The 17,830-nt window shown below is 74.9% G+C and carries 10 protein-coding genes; 7 read left to right on the forward strand and 3 right to left on the reverse strand.

Annotated features, from left to right (window positions below):
- Positions 1 to 6: 6 nt before the first annotated feature.
- Positions 7 to 1,620 carry a DNA polymerase gene (locus K7C98_RS45120; RefSeq protein ID WP_224195381.1) on the reverse strand — a complete coding sequence of 538 codons (1,614 nt, stop codon included), beginning with the start codon at positions 1,618 to 1,620 and terminating at the stop codon, positions 7 to 9.
- A gap of 420 nt (positions 1,621 to 2,040) precedes the next feature.
- Positions 2,041 to 3,081: a protocatechuate 3,4-dioxygenase gene (locus K7C98_RS30820; RefSeq protein ID WP_224195498.1), complete on the reverse strand. Its 1,041-nt coding sequence runs from the start codon at positions 3,079 to 3,081 to the stop codon at positions 2,041 to 2,043.
- Positions 3,082 to 3,225: 144 nt separating this feature from the next.
- Between K7C98_RS30820 and K7C98_RS30825 the strand changes: the two genes are divergently transcribed.
- From K7C98_RS30825 to K7C98_RS30845, 5 genes are all read left to right on the forward strand, one after another.
- The gene (locus K7C98_RS30825; protein ID WP_224195382.1) at positions 3,226 to 3,897 is read left to right on the forward strand and encodes a response regulator; all 672 of its coding nucleotides are present in this window, start codon (positions 3,226 to 3,228) and stop codon (positions 3,895 to 3,897) included.
- A complete protein-coding gene (locus tag K7C98_RS44050) occupies positions 3,894 to 5,453 on the forward strand; it encodes a sensor histidine kinase (protein WP_346660314.1) in 1,560 nt (519 codons plus the stop codon). The genes K7C98_RS30825 and K7C98_RS44050 overlap by 4 nt, the downstream gene beginning before the upstream one ends.
- A gap of 171 nt (positions 5,454 to 5,624) precedes the next feature.
- A complete protein-coding gene (locus tag K7C98_RS30835) occupies positions 5,625 to 7,034 on the forward strand; it encodes a KamA family radical SAM protein (protein WP_224195383.1) in 1,410 nt (469 codons plus the stop codon).
- Between the two features lie 338 nt (positions 7,035 to 7,372).
- On the forward strand, positions 7,373 to 7,741 hold the full coding sequence (locus K7C98_RS30840) for a hypothetical protein (protein WP_224195384.1): 369 nt from the start codon (positions 7,373 to 7,375) through the stop codon (positions 7,739 to 7,741).
- 327 nt (positions 7,742 to 8,068) lie between these two features.
- Complete coding sequence (locus K7C98_RS30845; RefSeq protein ID WP_224195385.1) at positions 8,069 to 8,704, forward strand: RNA polymerase sigma factor; 636 nt, start codon at positions 8,069 to 8,071, stop codon at positions 8,702 to 8,704.
- Between the two features lie 179 nt (positions 8,705 to 8,883).
- Here K7C98_RS30845 and K7C98_RS30850 read toward each other — a convergent pair whose 3' ends face one another.
- The gene (locus K7C98_RS30850) at positions 8,884 to 12,561 is read right to left on the reverse strand and encodes a protein kinase domain-containing protein (protein ID WP_224195386.1); all 3,678 of its coding nucleotides are present in this window, start codon (positions 12,559 to 12,561) and stop codon (positions 8,884 to 8,886) included.
- A gap of 108 nt (positions 12,562 to 12,669) precedes the next feature.
- Between K7C98_RS30850 and K7C98_RS30855 the strand changes: the two genes are divergently transcribed.
- The gene (locus tag K7C98_RS30855) at positions 12,670 to 12,942 is read left to right on the forward strand and encodes a hypothetical protein (RefSeq protein ID WP_224195387.1); all 273 of its coding nucleotides are present in this window, start codon (positions 12,670 to 12,672) and stop codon (positions 12,940 to 12,942) included.
- 13 nt (positions 12,943 to 12,955) lie between these two features.
- Positions 12,956 to 17,779, forward strand: a complete 4,824-nt coding sequence (locus K7C98_RS30860; protein ID WP_224195388.1) for a tetratricopeptide repeat protein — start codon at positions 12,956 to 12,958, stop codon at positions 17,777 to 17,779.
- The last annotated feature ends 51 nt before the right edge of the window (positions 17,780 to 17,830 follow it).

The following is a 17,830-nucleotide window of genomic DNA, read 5'->3' on the forward strand; positions in this document are numbered from 1 at the left end:
CCGAGTTTACTCGGCCCAGTGCCGGGCGACCCGGCTGTCGACGACGATCGGGACCGAGGTCACGACCTCGGCCATGGCCTCCTGCATGATGCGCTGGACCAGCGCCCGGGCCGCCTCGCCGTGCTCCTCGGGGACCTCGGCGAGGTACTCGTCGTGAACGCACAGGACGCCCCGGCCGCCGAGCTCGGCGAGCGCCGGATGGAGGGCGATCATCGCCTTTTTAAAGCCCTCGGCGGCGGTGCCCTGCACGGGGATGTTGAGGGCGGCGTTGAAGCTGAACTTACCGGCGAGGAAGCGCTTGCGCCGGCCGATCGCGGTGCGGACGGTGAGATCTTCGCGGGCGCTGCGGGGCTGCAGGGCCGAGACCTTGCGGTGCCAGGCGGCGATGCCGGGGAAGGTGGCGAAGAAGGCCTCGCGGGCGCGCTCGGCGGCGGCGAGGTCGAGCACGAGGCCGTAGTTGCCCTCGGCGTACTCCTGGAAGCGGCGCGCGCCCATGCCGAACAGGAACCCGAAGTTGACGGCCTTGGCCAGCTTGCGCTCGTGACTGGTGACCTCGGCCTCGGGCTTGCGCGCGAGGTTCGCCGCGGTCGCGCGGTGCGGGTCGCGGCCGGCGTGGAAGACCTCACGCATGGCCGCGCACGGGGCCAGGTGGGCCGCCACGCGCAGCTCGATCTGGGCGTAGTCGGCGACCACCAGGACGTTCCCCGGCTCGGCCCGGAAGCACGAGCGCAGGCCCGGCGCCGTATGCTCCGACGGGACCTGCTGCAGGTTGGGCTGGCTGCAGGCGAAGCGGCCGCTGTCGGTGGCCAGCGGGTGCAGGTGCGTGCGCATGCGGCCGTCGTCGCCGAGGAAGTCGCGCGGCCAGCCGGCGTAGGTCGAGATCAGCTTCTCGAGCTGGGCCCGGCGCCCTTCGGCCTCGGCGACCTGCAGCTCGGCGCGCCAGCCCTCGGCGATGGCGAGGAAGCGCGGGCCGTCGACGCCGATGCCGGCGGCCTCCATGGCGACCACGGCCGGCAGCAGCTTGCACTCGAGCTCGTAGGCGCGGGACAGGCCGCGGGCCCGCAGCTCGGGGGTGAGGGCCCGCAGCAGCGCGGGCGCGGCGGCGGCGGCGGCGGCGACGACCTCGAGCCGCGACCAGGCCGGAAGGACCTGTCCCGAGAGCCATTCGCCGGGCAAGGTGGCGCCGAGGTGGCGGCGGGCGAGGGCGGAGATCTCGAGCTCGTCGTGGCGCCCGATGACGCCCTCGGCCAGCAGGGTGGCGGCCGTGCGGGTGCAGCCGACGCGCGGGGCCTGCAGGCCGAGGCCGGCCAGGGCGGTGAGGTGGAAGTGGGCGTCGGGGAAGACGACGTAGGGCGCGTGCGGGCCGGCGAGCACCGGCGCGAGCGGGCGCAGGTCGGCGAAGCAGGTGCAGTGGACGACGAAGGTGTGCCGCTCGCTGGCGAGGGCCAGGAGGTCGACGCGGACGCGGCGCGGATCGCTGGCTGCCTCTCGGGGCAGGTCGGGGTGCGGCGCGGCGAGCACGACGGCGACGCCGAGCACCGGGCTGCCCGCGAGCAGGTCGGCGGCGCGGCGCAGGGCCTCGGCGTCGAGCACGTCCTCGCTGGCGATCGTCGCGGTCACGAGCGCGCGAGTGTAGCGCGGGCGGGCGGCCGGGAGGACCGGGCGTGAGGTGGGCCGCGAGCCGGGGCCCCGGTCGCCGATCGCGCGAGGGCGTCCGGGCGGCGAGCGCGGAGACCGGGATTGCAGCGGCGCGAAGCGGTGGAGTGACTGCGACGGTGTCGCGAGTCAGCCGCGCCGGTCGCGAAGTCACTCGGGCGAGGGGCGGCGCGAAGCGGTGGAGTGACTGCGACGGGGCGGCGAGTCAGCCGCGCCGGTCGCGAAGTCACTCGGGCGAGGGGCGACGCGAAGCCGCGAGTGACTGTGACGGGGCGGCGAGTCAGCCGCGTCGGTCGCGAAGTCACTCGGGCGAGGGGCGACGCGAAGCCGCGAGTGACTGTGTCCGTGAAGTCACTCGGTCGTGGCGACGAGGCAGCGCTGTCGTCAGGGCATCGGCGGCGGGGGCATCATGCCGCCGCCGCCAGCGCCCTGGGTCTGGCACGTGGGGTGGCCGAGCGACGAGCGGATGGCGATCACCTTCGACGCCAGCATCGCGCCGTCGGGCATGCGCGCGGTGGTGCAGAGATAATTCGTCATGTCACCCTCGCCGCCGATGATGTTGTCGGTGGTGTTGGTGGTGTTCGGCTGGCCGAACTCGGCGTACTCGGGGTGCCCGGCGAAGATCTCGGCGTTGAGCTCGTCGGCGAAGAACAGCTGCGAGGTGGCGTGCAGGGCGTCGTCGACGTAGACGCGGAAGTGGATGTGGATCGCGCGGCCGCTGTACCAGCCGGGGAAGCAGGTGTCGAAGTCGACGCGGCCGGCGGCGTCGGTGGTCTGGGTGCCGCGGAAGTAGAGGTAGTTCTCGGCGTCGGGGTCGTCGCCGTAGCAGAAGGCGCCGCTCGGCGTCTCGCCGGAGTACACGCCCGTGCGCTGCGTGTGCCAGATCTCCACCTTCGCGTTGGCGATCGGCGCGCAGGTGTCGGCGGCCACCACGAGCAGCGCGAGGCGGACCGGCAGGCCGGAGAAGCCCTCGCTCACGTCCTGGCGCTCGAGCGTGTCGGCCGTGCACGGGCCCTCGGTGGTCTCGCACATCAGCACGCACTCGCTGACGCCGCCGGCGAACGGGTCGGGGTAGCAGTGCTTCATCGTCATCGCCGCGGTGCCGCCGGTGGCCCACGCGGTGGCGTCGCCGCACGCGGCGCCGGTGGTGTCGCCGGTGGTGTCGCCCGTCGGATCGCCGGTGGTGCCCGCGTCGCTGTCGCCGGTGGTCGGGGCGCCGGTCGAGGTCAGGCCGGTGGTCGCTTCGGAGCCGCTCGTGGTGCTCGTGGTGCCGGTGGGCTCGGTGGCGCCGGTGGTGCTCGCGGTGTCGGTGTCGCCGCCTTCCGAACCGCCGCAGGCGGTCAGGACGGCCGCTGCGGCGCCGCCGAGGGCGCCGAGCGTGAATTCACGCCGCGTGGGACGTCGATGGGTCTGTTGCGATGTCATGGTGTTCGCTCCCTCGTCGCCGAACGATAGGCGAGGGATCTTAAGCAATTGTTGCGCGCGACGGAGGATCGCCGACGCGAGTCGTGCAGGGGGCTCACGCCGGGCGGCGTTGCGCGCGGCTGCGCGATCGAGAATCACTGCGGGGTGGGCGAGCGCGTGCTGGTCATCGAGGACGATCGCGAGCTGGGGCGGCAGATCGTGCTGCACCTGCGGCGCGCCGGCTACGAGCCGACGTGGTGGACGGAGGGGCGCGCGATCGCGGCCGAGGAGGCAGCCGGGCTCGCGCTGGTGATCCTCGACCTGATGCTGCCGGGCACGCACGGGCTCGACATCCTGCGCGAGCTGCGGGCCCGCGCCGACGTGCCGGTGCTGGTGCTCAGCGCCCGCGCCGACACGATGGACAAGGTCGGCGCGCTCAAGCTCGGGGCCGACGACTACATGACGAAGCCGTTCTGGCCGGAGGAGCTGGTCGAGCGGGTGCGGGCGCGGCTGCGCCGGCCGGCGCTGCAGCGCAGCGACACGCTGACGGTCGGTCCGCTGACGATCGACAGGGCCGGGCGCACGGTGCAGGTGCGCGGGCGAGCGGTCGAATTGACGCGGGTCGAGTTCGACTTCCTGGTCGCGCTGGCACGCCGCCCGGGCGCGGCGGTGACTCGCAGCTGGCTGGCCGAACAGGCGCTGGGACCCGAGCGCGAGGGCAGCGAGCGCACGCTCGACGTCCACGCGTCGCGCCTGCGCAAGAAGCTGGCGCCCGAGGAGTGCATCGAGACGGTGTGGGGGATCGGCTATCGCCTGCGCGTGGAGCCGTCGCCGTGAAGCTGCGGCTCCGCCTGGCGCTGACGACGATCGCGGTGACCATCCCGATGGTGGTCGGGCTGGTGCTGTTCGACGCGGTGGCCCGCCACCGCGCGGCCGAGGAGGCGCTGGCCGGCTACACGCTGGCGCGCATGCAGGAGCCGGGCGGACGCGACCGCTGCGAGGCCGATCCTTCGCGCTGGGGCGGTGAGCTCGGGCCGGGGCGAGGACCGCCGCCGGAGCACGCGCGACCGCGAAGCGCGGAGGATGATGAGCGTCCGCCGGATGGCGGAGGGCCGACGGATGCAGAGGCGAGACGTCCGCCGGGCCACGGTGAGCGGGAAGCAGAGGCGAGGCGTCCGCCGCCGCCGGACGACGGGCGGCCGCGGGGGCGGCCGGCGGTGCTGTACGCGTACGATCTGCAGCTGCGCTCGGCGAACCCTGCCGCGCCGACGATCGGCGGGCCGCTGGCGGCGGCGATCGCAACCTCGGAGGTTGCGACGTGGCCGCGCGCGTGGGTCGGCGCGGAGGTGGAGATCCTGGTGCGGATGCCGTGGCAGTCGGGGCCGTGCGCGCTGGTGCTGGCGCAGGGCTCCACGGTGCCGGGCTGGCTCGGCGCGGTGCTGCCGCCGACGCGGATCTGGTTGGCGCCGCTGGTGGCGCTGTTCGCCGCGGTGTTGCTCGCGCTCGGCCCGATCGTCGGGCGGATCCGCCGGCTCACCGAGGCGGTGCGGCGCTCGGCCTCCGCGAGCTACGCGAGCCCGGTGCCCGTCGACGGCGACGACGAGATCGGCGAGCTGGCGCGGGCCTTCGACGCCGCGGGTCGCGAGGTGCGGGCGCAGCTGGCCGCGAAGGATCGGCGCGAGCTGGCGCTGCGCGAGTTCCTGGCCAACACCACGCACGACGTGATGATCCCGCTGACGGTGCTGCAGGGGCACCTGAGCGAGCTGCTCGCGGGGGCGGAGCAGGGCCGCGGCGCGCTGGTGGCGGCGATGGCCGAGGCGCACTACATCGCGGCGATCGTGCACAACCTGGCGGTGATGGCGAAGATCGACGCCGAGGTGCCGCGGCTGCACCGCGAGCCGGTGGCGCTCGACGAGCTGGTCGAGCGGGTGCTGGCGCGGCACCGGCCGATCGCGCGGCGGCTCGGGGTCGAGCTCGACGGCGGCGTCCCGGAGGCGCCGGTGCGCGTCGCGGCCGATGTCACATTGCTCGAGCAGGCGGTCAGCAACGTGGTCTACAACGCGATCCGTCACAACCGGGCGGGCGGACACGCGGCGGTGTTGCTCGAGCATGTCGCCGGTGACAGGTTTCGCCTGCGGGTCGTCGACGACGGGCCGGGGGTGCCACCCGCCGAGCTGGCGCGGCTCGCCGAACGCGGGTTTCGCAGCGACGCCGCGCGCACGCGGACGCCGGACGGGCAGGGGTTGGGGCTGCACATCGCGGCCCGGGTCGCGGCGCTGCACGGCATCGGGCTCGCGTTCGCGACACCGCCGGGCGGCGGTCTGCAGGTCGATTTCACCGGCGTGTGTCACTTCGGAGAGGCCGCTGATTCCACGCAGGAGGCGCACTTGTGAGGTAGATCCCGGCGTGTGCGGCGTTGCGCTTGTGGACAGGTGTGCGGCGGCCTCGCGCGTGCGGTAGTTCGCGGCGAGGCCCGCGAGTTGGGCGCGATTGCGGCGAAGATCCGCGCTTTGTGCCCGGGCGCGACGTTTTCGACTACACCTTCTCTCGCTATGGAGAGCAGCGTGACGAGCCCGATCAAATTGCCCGTGGTGACCACCACGGCGGCTTCCGGCGGCGAGCCGGTGCCGGCACTCAAGCCGCCGGTCGACCCGGCCTCGCTCGTTCACCGGCAGCTACTCGGCGGCGATTTTTGGCGCAAGATCCCGGCGTATCGCGACATCGACGAGGCCACGTTCCTCGATCACAAGTGGCAGGCCAAGCACACCATCACGCGGCCCGACAAGCTGCTCGAGGCTGTGCAAGAGTTGGTCACGCCGGAGTTCATCGCCGACGTGCGCGACGGCTTTCACCGCTCGCCGATGAGCCTGCGGGTCTCGCCGTATCTGCTGAGCCTGATCGACTGGCAGAACCCGACGGTCGACCCGCTGCGGCGGCAGTTCATCCCGCTGGGCTCGCGGCTCCGGCCCGACCACCCCAAGCTCGACCTCGACTCGCTGCACGAGCAGGCCGACGCGCCGGTGCCGGGTCTGACGCACCGCTACCCCGACAAGGCGCTGTTCCTCGCGCTCGACACCTGCCCGGTCTACTGTCGCTTCTGCACGCGCAGCTACGCCGTCGGCATCGACACCGACCAGGTCGAGAAGGTGCACCTGCGGCCGACGCAGGACCGCTGGGAGCGGGCGTTCGCCTACGTGGCGTCGCGGCCGGAGCTCGAGGACATCGTCATCAGCGGCGGCGACGCGTACAACCTGCGGGCCGAGCACATCGAGACGATCGGCAACCGCCTGCTCGACATGCCGAACATCCGGCGCATGCGCTTCGCCACCAAGGGCCCGGCCGTGATGCCGCAGAAGATCCTCACCGACGACGCGTGGTTCGCGGCGCTGGTCGGGGTGGTCGAGCGCGGGCGCAAGATGCACAAGGAGGTCGTGCTGCACACGCACTTCAACCACCCGGCCGAGCTGACCGAGATCACGCAGAAGGCGATGAACCGGCTGTTCGCGGCGGGGGTGTTCGTGCGCAACCAGTCGGTGCTGCAGCGCGGGGTCAACGACACGCCCGAGGCGATGCGGCTTTTGATCAAGCGCATGAGCTACCTGAACGTGCACGCGTACTACGTGTACGTGCACGACCTGGTGAAGGGCGTCGAGGACCTGCGGACCACCGTCGACACGGCGATCGAGCTCGAGAAGCAGGTCCGCGGGCTGACGGCCGGCTTCAACACGCCGACCTTCGTGGTCGACGCGCCCGGCGGCGGCGGCAAGCGCGACTGCCACTCGTTCGAGCACTACAACCGCGAGACGGGCATCAGCGTGTACCGCAGCCCCAACGTCAACGCCGACGCGCACTACCTGTACTTCGACCCGATCGAGCTGCTGCCCGAGGCCGGCCAGCGCCGCTGGGCCGACCCGGCCGAACACGACGTGATGGTGCGCGAGGCCGTCGCGGCGGCCCGCGACCGCAAGCGCTGAGGCTCTCTCTCGCCGAGAGAGCGAGGGCCGGCGCTGCGTCGGCCCTCGCGGTCTGTTATGTGATGTCCGTCGGGACATGTCCCCTGGCGCAGGTGGCGTGATTCGATCTATCCCGAGGGCCAGGAGTGCGAAATTCAGGGAATTCGCGTACTGACGGTCGGGCTCGCCGGCCGGGGCGACGAATAGGGATAGATAGCCAAGGCGAGGGCACTTCGCGGAGACCATGGGTTGTGCGGGTCGGCTGGCAGTGCTTCGCACTTCACGACGTCTCTTGCGACCGGCCTGGCGATCGCGAGCGCGATCCGTCTCACGCGGCCGCGACTGCCCGTGTCGCAACTGTGGAAGTGTCGCCGGCGCGACGATCTCGCCGCAGCCGCGGCCGGTGTGATCGCGCCGACATCACCACGCGCACCGGGGCGGTGCAGCGGGCTCAGCGAGCGCGGGGGCCGACCGAGCTGTGCAGCGAACGGGAACGTGACCTGTGCCGGGGCTGCGGCAGCGACGGGGTGGAGGCGCGCCGTGAGGGGGCGGGCACCTCGGGCATGACCGTCGGTGTCGGCTCAGGGGGTGTCGGGGTCGCCGGGGACTTCGCGGAAGAGGCGGTCACGCAGGCGATGCTGGATCTGCCGGGCGCGGACGCCGGAAAAGTGGTTCGCGTGACGACGAAAGAGCTGGCGCAGCGGGTCGCCCTCGGGCGAGGTCCGTGACGACTGCTCCGGTGCAGACAGTTCGCGCGGAGGTGTGGCGTCTGCAAAGGGGCGCGGGGGCTTGGTGGGGGGCATGGCGGCCGTCCAGTCGTTGCCTTAGTAGTGATGGCCAGGTGCTCGGGGATCTGTCTTTCTGAAAATAATCGCGTTCACGCGCCATAACGGCGCGGACATCTGCAATCGCTCGAGCTCTAGCGGGGTTCACGCGTGACCGTTCTGCCATGGCCTTCCGGCCATGTCGGTGCCTTCGCGGGGGATTTGCGGGCCTGCGCCTGCAGGTTCCTCGGATGTGGCACGCGAGTCGCAGACGCAGCTACGATGGCGGTGGTGGACGACGAGCGCGAACTGCTGAGGCGGTGGCGGGACGGAGACCTCGCGGCCGGCAACGCGTTGTTCGAACGCCACTTCGACGGGCTCTACCGGTTCTTCGCCGGCAAGGTGTCGCGCGACGTCGAGGACCTCATTCAGCAGACGATGCTGGCGTGCGTCGAGGGGCGCGACCGGATCGCCGGCGAGTCGACGACCAGCGTGCGCGCCTACCTGTTCGGCACGGCGCGCAACGTGCTGTACGCCCACTACCGCAAGCACCTGCACGAGCGCTTCGACGCGGTGAACACGTCGCTCGAAGACCTCGGACCGAGCCCGAGCCGGCTGGTCGACGAGGCGGTGGCGGCCCGGCTGCTGGCGGCGGCGCTGCGGCGGATCCCGCTCGACCTGCAGATCTTGCTCGAGCTCCACTACTGGGAGCACATGAGCCACAGCGAGCTGGCCTCGGCGCTCGGGATCAGCCTGGGGTCGGTCAAGGGCAGGCTGCAGGGCGCGAAGACGCAGCTGCGGCGCCACATGACCGAGCTCGCGGCCGGCGACGCGCTCGCCGAGCTGCCCGCGGTCGAGCTCGACCTCGACGGCTGGGTCGCGGCGCTGCCGAGCTCGGCCTGGGAAGTGCAAGAGGACAGGTCGTAAGGGACAGGTCAGAATTTCGCGGGAGCCGGACGGGGTCGAGGGCAGGTCGCAAGAGTCAGGGACGCGGTGGACGGCTGAGAGTGCGAGAGGACAGGTTGTAAGGGACAGGTCGGAAGGGACAGGGCGCGAGCGGCCGGCTGCGTGAGAGGACAGGTCGTAAGGGGCAGGTGATGCGTGCCTCAGGAGGACCGGCCGTGGAGGACTGGTGCGACGGTGGCGGACCAGCGGATCGGGTCGCGCACGCCGTGGCGGGTGAGCGCGAGCTCGGCGGCGGCGTGGGGGCGGCCGACGAGGCGGTCGTGGGCGAGGTGGACGGCGGCGGCGAGGGCGGGCATGTTGCCGCCGGTGAAGCGGTCGGCGGCGCGCTGGACCAGGTCGGCGGCGGGGCGGCGGCGGAGGGCGGCGATCTGGGCGCGGACGAGGTCCTCGCCGGCGTGGGCCAGCTCGATGCGCTCGCGCGCGAGGGCGGCGGCGTCGCTCAGGGCCACGCGCACGAGCTCGCGGCGGCCGGCGGCGGCGGCGGCCAGGGCCGCGCTGGCGCGCAGGCGGTGGGCGTCGATCCGCGGGATCTGCATGCGCATCAGCTGCGAGCGGACCAGCGCCGGCCAGGCCCGCTCGACCCGGCGCCAGGCGTCGCGCCCGCGGCCGTCGTAGAGGTCGCAGGCGACCTCGACGCCGAGCGCGAGCCAGTGCTGGAACGAGAAGCCCTCGTATGGCCACAAGGACAGGGCCTTTTGGACAGCCGCGCGGGCGCGGCTCGGGTCGCCGGCGGCCAGCGCCGCGTGGGCGGTGTAGAGGATCGCGACCACGCCGGCGAAGCGGTCGCCGGTGTCCTCGGCCTCGTGCTGCCAGGCCTCGGCGCGGGCGCGCAGGCCGGCGAAGTCGCCGAGCATGAGCAGCGCGTGCATCGCCATCGCGTGGGCGATGGCCCGCTCCCAGTGGACATCGACGCAGCGGGCGCGCAGGAGGTCGGCGCCGGTCTCGACGCCGGCGAGGGCGCGGCGCCAGTGGCCGTTGTTGAGGGCGGCGACGCCGGAGAGGATGGTGGTGAGGCCGGTGAGGTGGGGGTCGGCGAGGCGGGTGGCGAGGCCGCGGGCGAGGGCGAGCTCGCGGGCGGCGGCGCTGGCCCGGCGCGGGTCGGGGGCGTTGATGTCGACGATCGTGAGGTACGCGGCGGCGCGGGCGATCCGGCGCGGATCACCGCTGGCGAGGGCGAGGCGCAGGCCCTGGGCCGAGATCGCGGCGGCGCGGATCGGGTCGATGAAGCCGAGGCCCTTGCCGGCCGACCAGCACAGGTCGATGCGCAGCAGCAACTCGGGGGCGGCGGGGGTCCGCGGCGGCGGGGCGGGGAGGCGGCGGGCGACGGCCAGGCGCGCGAGCTCGCCGACCAGGCGCACGGCGGTGCCGGCGCTGGTGGCCGGGAACGGCAGGCCGAGCTCGTGCGCCAGCGGGTCGAGCACGTGCAGGCCGGCGTCGACGCGGCCGGACACGAGGTAGTGCTCGACGGCGCGGCCGCGCAGCTCGAGCTCCTGCAGGCGGTCGGGGGCGAGCGCGGCGGCGGTGAGGTAGACGGGCGCCGCCTCGGCGCAGCGGCCGGCGTGGACGAGGGCGTCGGCGCGGGCGATGGTGTACTTGAGGACATGCTCTGGAGGACATGAACCCCAGGACATGGCCTTTTCGTACAGGCTGGCGGCCCGGGCGAACGCGAGGGCGGCGGCGGCCCGCTCGGCGGCGCGGAGGGCCCAGGCGCCGGCCTGCGCCAGGTCGTCGGCGCCGTGGAAGTGGAGGACGAGCTCGTCGGGGTCGGGGTCGGGCGCGGCGGCGAGGGCGAGGGCGAGGGCGCGGTGGTGGGCGCGGCGGTCGGCGGCGGCGAGGCGGTGGAGCACGACCTCGCGCACGCGGTCGTGGTAGGTCTCGACGCTGTCGCCCTCGCCGCACGGGCGGACCAGGCGGCGCGCGCCGAGGACGGCCAGGGCGGCGCCGTCGAGCACGCGGGCCGCGGCGCCGCCGGCCTGGCGCAGGGCGAGGTCGCGGCGCAGCGGGCGACCGGCGACGGCCAGGCGCTCGAGCGTGAGCCGCTCGCCCGGCTCGAGCGCGGCGACCTCGGCCTGCAGGGCGCCCTCGAGCGAGGTCGCGGCGACGCCGGCGGCGCCGTGGCCGCTCATGCGCTGGGCCATGGCCTCGATGAACAGCGGGCTGCCCTGCGACTCGCGGGCGATCGCGGCGGCCAGGCGCCGGCGCGCGGCCGGATCGTCGCCACGACCTGGCCCTTCGGACAGGATGGAGGCGGCCAGGCGCTCGGCCTCGGCGGGCGCGAGCGGGTCGAGCGCGACCTCGTGGATCGGGCAGGCCAGCGGGGCGGCGTCGAGCTCGGCGAAGAACGGCGAGCCCGGGCGGACGTCGCTGCGCACGCTGGCGGCGACGACGATCGCCGGCGGGTCGGGCGGGGCCAGCAGCTCGCCGAGCAGGCGCGCCGAGTCGGCGTCGCCCCACTGCAGGTCGTCGATCGCCAGGACCACCGGGCGCTCGCCGCCGAGCCCGGCCAGCAGCCGCCGCAGCGCCGCGACGGCCCGCCGCCGGGTCTCGCGCGGGGCGGCGTCGGCCGGGTCGCCGCCGCCGCCGGTGGCGGCGATCACCCGCGCCAGCGCCGGGAACACGCGCACCAGGTCGTATGCCTCTTCGGGCATGGATGAGAGGACATGTTTGTTGGAGCATGTCCCGAGGTGCTGGGCGAGGGCCTCGACCACGCCGTCGAGCGCCTTGTAGGGCACCGACTCGCCGGCGTAGCAGCGGCCGTGGAGGACGAGCGCGCCGCGGCGGTCGCGGAGGTCGGCGACGAGGCGGGCGAGCAGGGCCGACTTGCCGGCGCCGCTCGGGCCGACCAGCAGCAGCAGCGCCGGCGCGGGGTCGAGGGCGCGGGCGCAGGCGGCCAGCTCGTCGGCACGGCCGACGAACACCGGCGAAGGCGCGGGCGGGGCGTCGAGGCCGAGGCGCAGCAGGAGGTCGCGGCCGCTCGGGCGCGCCTCGGGGTCCTCGGCGAGGAGGTCGCGGCACAGCGCCAGCAGGTCGGCGGGGACGCCGTCGATCGGGGTCGGCCCCGGGGGGACGCGCGGGCGCCGGCCGGCGAGCGCCTCGTAGAGCATCACGCCGACGGCGAACCAGTCGCTGGCGGGCGAGGGCGGGGCGCCGGCCAGCAGCTCGGGCGCGAGGTAGCCGGCGGTCCCGGCCAGGCCCTCGTGGCCGCCGTCGGCCAGGCGCGCGAGCCCGAAGTCGACGATCTTGACCCGGCCCTCGCCGGTGACGAGCACGTTCGACGGCTTGAGGTCGCGGTGCAAGAGGCCGGCCCGGTGCAGCGCGTAGACCCCCGACGCCAATTGCCCGAGCGCGCCGCGGATCGCCGCCTCCGGGGCGCGCTCGCCGGCCGGGCGCAGGTGCGCCAGCCAGCTGTCCCCGGGGACATATTCCATGACGATGTACCACTCGCCGCGCGCCTGATCGAGGGCGAGCTCGTAGACGGCGGCGAGGTTGGCGTGGCCGACGTCGACGACGTTGCGGAACTCCCGCTTGAGCCGGGCGATCGCGGCGGGATCGGGGCGGCGCAGGGTCTTGAGCGCGACCTGCTGATCGCCGGGGCCGCGGCCCTCGTGCACCACGCCCATCGCCCCGTGCCCGATCTCCCGCAGCACCCTGTACGGCCCGAGCGGCGGGACCCGCAGCTCGGCGCCGAAGAGCTGGGCCGCCAGACGAGCGCGCGTGTGCTCGGCCGGCGGCTCGCGCGGCCGCGTGGGCACGGCCGCGGCGAACTGCGCCGCGAAGGAGTCGCCGTCGGGGGCGTCCGCCGGAGCGTCCTTGTGCACGGGGGTCCTGAAGCCGGGGGCTCTTGAAGATGCCAAAGCCGAACGGGCGCGACAATGGTCCAGGCCCCCTGGTCGCTGCCCGCGGGCTATGTCACCATCGCGGTTGCCATGGCGATCAGCAACATGATGCGGGACGATGCCGAGGGCGGCTTCGAGTCGGAAGGTGACCCCAACACCGAGGCCTACTGGACCGAGCGCGGGATGAAGCGCCCCCAGGTGGTGTGGGAGCGCCTCACCGCCAGCAACAACATCGAGACCTATCGGACCCGCGTGCCCGGCGGGTGGCTCGTGCTGATCTGCCAGGAGTACCGCGACACCGGCGGCGCGCTGTTCTACCCCGATCCCGCGCACCGCTGGGACGGCTCCGGCTTCCACGGCTGAGGCGGGTCGCTCCTTGACGCCCGCGCCCGGTCCGGCAGGACCGTCGTCGGAGGCGCTGCGGCGCCTCGAAGCGCTCCACGAGCGCGGGCTGTTCGTGCAGGCGTTCCGCGCCGCCGAGGCGATCGCCGGCGGGCCGCTGGCGTGGCGCGACGCCGGCGCCTGTGCGTTCGCCAGCCGGCTGCTGCACCACGCCGGCGCGCCGCGGGCGGCCGCGCTGCAGTGCTTGCGGGCCTGGCGGGCCGCGCCGCGCGAGCCCGCGGTCGCCGAGGCGTACGCGCGCCACCTCAAGGGCACCCGCGGGCCGCTGGCGGCGCTCGAGCTCCTGCGCGCGTTCGCGGTCGACGCCGCGCCGGCGCCGGCGCAGTGCGAGCTCCGCCTGGTCCGCGCGCAGGCCCTGATCGCGCTGCGCGACTTCGAGGCGGCGGAGTTCGAGCTGTGTCGCGCCGAGACCCTCGACCCGACGTCGCCGACGATCGCCGGCGTGCGGGCGCGCCTGCACGAGGCCCAGGACGAGCTGCCGGCGGCGCTGGCCGGGCTGCAGGCGCTGCTGGCCGCGCGCCCCGATCACCGCGCGGCGGTGCAGTTCGCCGGCCACCTGCTGCTCGAGCTCGGCCGCGTCGACGAGGCGGCGGCGCTGCTGGAAACGGCGATGACGACGATGGAGTGCGGGGCGATCGCGCTGCAGCTGGCGCACCTCGAGCTGACGCGCCAGCGCCCGCGCCCGGCGTGGGACTGGGTCGTGCGTGCGGCCGGGCTGTTCCCGTGGCTCGAGGTCGAGGTGCTGCAGGCGCTGGCGGCGGCCGCCTGCGAGGCGGCCTGCGAGGCCGGGGAGCGGCTCGCCGCGGCCGCGCTGGCGCGCAACGCCGGGCTCGACGCGCTGGCCGAGCGGCTCGAGGCCGGGGGCGAGCGGCGACGGGTCCGCCTCGACGTGCCGTACGTGCGCCAGGCCCACAAGACGTGCGTGCCGGCGACGCTCACGGCGCTGTGTCAGTTCTTCGGCAAGACGGCCGACCACCTGGCGATCGCCGAGGAGATCTGCTTCGACGGCACGTCGGCGGCCAGCGAGCGCCGCTGGGCCGAGGCGCGCGGCTTCGTCGTCCGCGAGTTCACGGTGACGTGGGCGGCCGCGACGGCGCTGCTCGACCGCGGGCTGCCGTTCGCGCTGTCGACGGTGGCGGTGACGTCGGGCCACGCGCAGGCGGTCACCGGCTACGACGCGGAGATCGGGTCGTTCTCGGTCCGCGACCCCAGCCAGGCCAAGCCGGTGCTGTTCAACGTCGAGCCGCTGCTGCGCGGCAACGCGTGGAACGGGCCGCGCGGGATGGTGCTGGTGCCGCCCGAGCTGGCGAGCCGCCTCGACGGGCTCGAGCTGCCCGACGCGCCGCTGTACGACCGCATGCACGCGGTCGACCAGGCGCTGCGCGTGCACGACCGCGAGGCCGCGGTGGCGGCGGCGGCCGAGATCGCCGCGGCGGCGCCGCAGCACTACCTGGTCGGCCACGCGACCCAGGCGCTGGCGGCCTACGACGGTGACGAGGCGCGCGTGCTGGCGTCGCTCGACATGCGCCTCGAGACATGGCCGGACGCGCATGTCCTTCAGGCCAGGAGACTGGCGTGCCTCGGCGGGCTCGGGCAGCGGGCCGAGCGGCGCGCCCGGCTCGAGGCGCTGGCCGAGGCGCGCCCGGTCCACCCGTTCTTCCTGCAGCTGCTGGTCGACGACATCCTCAAGAGCGACCGCGACCTGGCCCGCGCGGAGAAGCTGCTGCGCCGGCTGCTGTCGGCGATGCCGGCCGACCCGGCGGTGTACGCCATGCTGGCGGGCGTGCGCGCGGCTCAGGACCGCTGGGAGGAGGGCGCGGCGCTGCTGCGCTTCGCGGTCTGCCTCGACCAGGTCGACAGCGACGCGGTCGACCAGTACACGGCGACGTTCGTCCAGGCCGGCCAGCGCGCCGAGGGCCTGGCGTTCCTGCGCGACCGCTTCGCCCGCCTCGGCCGCCGCTTCGCCGGCCCGGCGCTCGGGCTGGCGCGCGCGCTCGAGGCGTGCGACCGCACCGCGGAGGCGGTCGAGGTGCTCGAGCAGGCGGTCGCCCTCCGCCCCGACGACGCCCACCTGCTGCTGGCCGCCGTGCGCGCCCACGCGAGCCTCGGCGCGCCCGAGCGCGCGCGGGCGCTGCTCGAGCAGGCGCGCCCGCTGGCCCGCGCGGCGGCGTGGGAGGTGGCGGCCGCCCACCTCGACGCGCTGGCCGGCGAGCTGGCGGCGGCCCGCGCCCGCTACGAGCGCGTGCTCGAGCACAACCCGCTGGCGCTCGACGCCCGCGTGGCCCTGGCCGGGCTCGACGCGGCGCTGGCCGGGCCGGCGGCGGCCCTGGAGCGGATCGAGGCGGCGGTGACCCGCTTCCCCCACCACGCCGGGCTGGCCCGCCTGCGCGTGGCCTGGGCCCCGGCCGAGGGCGAGGCGGGGGTCGAGGTGGTGCGGGCGCTGCTCGCCGTCGAGCCCGGCAACGCCGGGATGCACGGCGAGCTGGCGCTGCGCCTCGGCCGGCTGAAGCGCCACGACGAGGCGGCGGCGGCGATCGCCGAGGCGCGCGCGCTGGCGCCCCACTCGGCCCAGGCCCACCTGGTCGCGGCCCAGCTGGCGATGTGGCGCGAGGAGCGGGAGGCGGCGGCGGCGTCGCTGCGGGCGGCCGTCAGCGCCGACGTCGACGCGCCCGGGGCGATCGCCGTGTGCCTCGGGACGGCGCTGACCGACGCGGCGCGCGCCGCCGCGCTCGCCCACGTGCGCGCCGAGCTGCGCCGCCAGGTCGTCGGCGCGCGAGCGCTCGTCGCCTACCGCCAGGCGGCCGCCGGCATCGAGCCGCCCGCGGCGACGCTCGAGCTGCTGGCGGAGGCGCGCGCGGTCCGGCCCGACCTGGCGGCCAGCTGGAGCGAGTACGCGCGCCAGCTGTCGAGCATGGGCCGCCACGCCGAGGCGCTGACGGTCATGACCGAGGCGGCGCGCCGGTTCCCGCGCGAACTCGACGCGATGCTCGCGCTCGCGGCGGTCCAGCGCGGCGCCGGCGAGCGCGAGGCGGCCCTGGCGACGCTCGAGCGGGCGGTGGCGTGCGCGCCCGGTGCGGTGGCGCCGGTGCTCGAGCTGGCGTCGGCGCTGGTCGAGGCCGACCAGGTCCGCCGCGCGGTCGAGCTGGTCGAGCGGGCGATCGCCCGCGAGCCGCTGGTGGTCGAGCTGAGCGAGAAGCTGGCCGACTTGCTGTGGCGCTCCGGCGAGCAGCGGGCCGCGCTCGACCGCCTGCTGGCGGCGATCGAGATCGATCCGTCGTCCGAGGCGCGCTGGCGGCAGATCGAGCGCGTCGCCGACCTGCTCGGCATGCGCGAGCACGCGCTCCGGGCCGCGCGCAGGCTGGCGGCAGCCCGGCCGCAGCTGGCCTGGGCCCACTTCGGGGTGGCCCGCCTGGCGCCCGAGGCGGCGATCGACGAGCGCCTGGCGGCCTACGACGAGGTGCTGCGCCTCGACCCGCACAACGGCGTGGCCCACGACGACAAGGTGCTGCTGTTCTGCGCGGCGGAGCGGTGGAAAGAGGCGCTCGCGGCCTGCTCGCCCCCGGAGCTGGGCTCGCCGCCGCCGCTCAACCTGCGCGGGCGGGCGGTGTGGATCCGGGCCCGCCGCGACATCCACAAGGGGATCCGCCAGATGCAGGAGCTGGTGGCGGAGGAGCCCGACTACGCGTTCGGCTGGAGCTGCCTGGCGGAGTGGTACCGCCAGGTCGCGGCCGGACAGAAGCACGCCGAGGCGCTGGCGCAGCTGCTGCGGCTCGACCCCGACAACCTCGAGGTGGCGCAGGCGCTGTTCGAGGTGCAGCTGCGCGCGGGCGCGACGCCGGCGGCCGAGCAGACGCTGGCGACGCTGCGCCGGCTCGGCGACGCCGACGTGGCCCGCGAGGCCGAGCTGCGGTTGGCGCTGGAGCGCGGGCCGAACCAGGGCCTGCAGCTGTTCGCCGCCCACGCCCGCGACGCGACGATCGAGCGCGAGTGGCTCGAGCACGCGGCGGCGCTGGTGCGCGAGCGGGTGACGGCGGCCCAGCTCGACCGCACGCTCACCGATCTGCTGCGCGTGCCGGCGGCCGCGGCGGTGGTCGGCTACCTGTGGGGCTGGTACCGCGTGGCCGGACCGCTCGACTGGCTGCTGGCGTCGTGGGAGCTGCGATCGCTGCGCGCCCGCGGGGCGATCGGCCTCGAGGCGACGGCCGGCCACGTCGAGCGCCTGGCCGCGGAGGGCTCGACGCTGGCGCTGTGGCTGTTCATCGCCCGCGACCGCGCGGCCCTGGTGGTCGACGGCCGCCTGTGGGGCTCGGTCGGGTTCGCCCTGCTGCGCCGCGGCTGGTTCGGTCAGGCCCGCAAGTGGTTCGCAGGCTGGGCCGGCCGCGACGACCTCGAGCCGTGGGTGTACATGCACATCGTCACGGTGCTGCGCACGCTCGGGATCACCGAGGAGGCGCACGCGGTCAGCTCGCTGGCGGTCGAGCGGCTGCCGCGGCACCAGACGCTGCGCCACCGCCTGTGGCTGGCGTTCGACGCGGCCCCGCACGCGCCGGTCGAGGAGGTGCGCTCCTCCCTGCCTGCGCTGGCCGACGGCGACCCACTCAACCACTGGCTGCTCCACCGCAGCCGCGCGCTGCTGGCCCGCCGCGAGGGCCAGCCGCAGGCCGAGGTCGATCGATTGACGCAGTTCAGCGAGCAGTGCCGGCTGCGCGCCTTCGAGGTGCGCCTGGTCGAACGCCTGCGCGCCGACCTGGCCCGAAGCCTGGCCGCGGCGACCCGGGCGGCGCTGGCGGCCTCGTGAGCCGGGCGGAGACGGATGCCTTTTAAAGGCATGTCGAATCAGACATGTGTT

It is taken from the genome of Nannocystis pusilla (assembly GCF_020073745.1).
GTDB lineage: Bacteria > Myxococcota_A > Polyangia > Nannocystales > Nannocystaceae > Nannocystis > Nannocystis radixulma.